The sequence below is a fragment of the Meiothermus luteus genome (assembly GCF_003574085.1).
GTDB classification, from domain to species: Bacteria; Deinococcota; Deinococci; order Deinococcales; family Thermaceae; genus Meiothermus; species Meiothermus luteus.
In genome coordinates this window covers 1-973 of the sequence record NZ_QWKZ01000211.1, presented here as the reverse complement: position 1 = coordinate 973, position 973 = coordinate 1, and the positions used below count along the sequence as shown (strand labels likewise).

General features: G+C 66.2%; 2 protein-coding genes. Both read right to left on the bottom strand.

All coding sequences use genetic code 11. The annotated features are described in order from the left end of the window. A partial coding sequence (locus Mlute_RS15340; protein WP_245959010.1) for a transposase occupies positions 1 to 497 on the bottom strand: 497 nt, incomplete at its 3' end. Positions 498 to 599: 102 nt separating this feature from the next. Further along, on the bottom strand, positions 600 to 973 hold a 374-nt coding region (locus Mlute_RS15335; protein ID WP_182482601.1), incomplete at its 5' end, for a transposase.

The window sequence follows — 973 nt, the reverse complement described above, 5'->3', positions numbered from 1 at the left end:
ATGTCCATGTAACGCCTGAACGCCCAGTCCTCACTCGCCCTCAGCATCACCACCGTGGCCAGGTTGGCCAGGCTCCTCTCGCTCGGAAACACCCCCACCACCCCGGTCCTCCGCTTCACCCCCCTGAATAGCCGCTCCAGCACATTCGTGCTCTTGATCTGCCCCTGGTGGCTACCGGGAAAATCCAGATAGGTCAAAGCCTCCTCTATCCCCCGGGCAAACACCTCCACCGCCCGCTCCAACCGCCCCCCGTAGCGCTCCATGAACCCCTGGGCCAGGGACTCGGCGGTGCCCCGCCGCTTCACCGTGAACACCTCCTTGAGATCCCCAGCCACCGCCTCCCGCTCCGAGGACGGCACATGGGCCAGCACGTTGCGCATGAAGTGCACCACGCACCTCTGCCACCTCGCCCCAGGTAGCTCCGCCATCACCGCCCCCCGGATGGATGGGTGGTCGTCGGAAATCACCAGCCGCACTCCCCGAAGCCCCCGCTCCACCAAACCCTTGAGAAGGTTCCTCCACGCCTCCTTCCCTTCCCCACCCGCCCCAGTTCACCTTGAAATCGCTGGCGTCCAGGTAGAGGTAGGGGTAGGCCATCCCTAAAGGCCTTCCCCTCCAGGCGCTGGGCGATCCGGGAAACCGCCTCCTTGCCGGGAAAGCCCCTCCGTGATGGCCGCTACCTTGCGGGTGGAAACCCCTCGCGGGTACATCTCCAAAACCGCCCCCTCCACTTCCCCCGTCATCCGCTGGTACCGCTCAAACACCTCGATCAGGAAGGTGCTCTCCCGGTCACGGGGCACCTTGAGCTGCTCTATCTTCCCCACCGGGGTGATCAGGCTCCGGGTGTAGTGGCCGTTGCGCTCCCCCCGCCGGCTGGGTGTGTACCCCCGGTAACCGGCGGCCAGGTGCTCGGTCATCTCCTCCTCCAGCACCCGCTCAAGGACCGCCTTCACCCCTTCCCGGATGCGCCGGC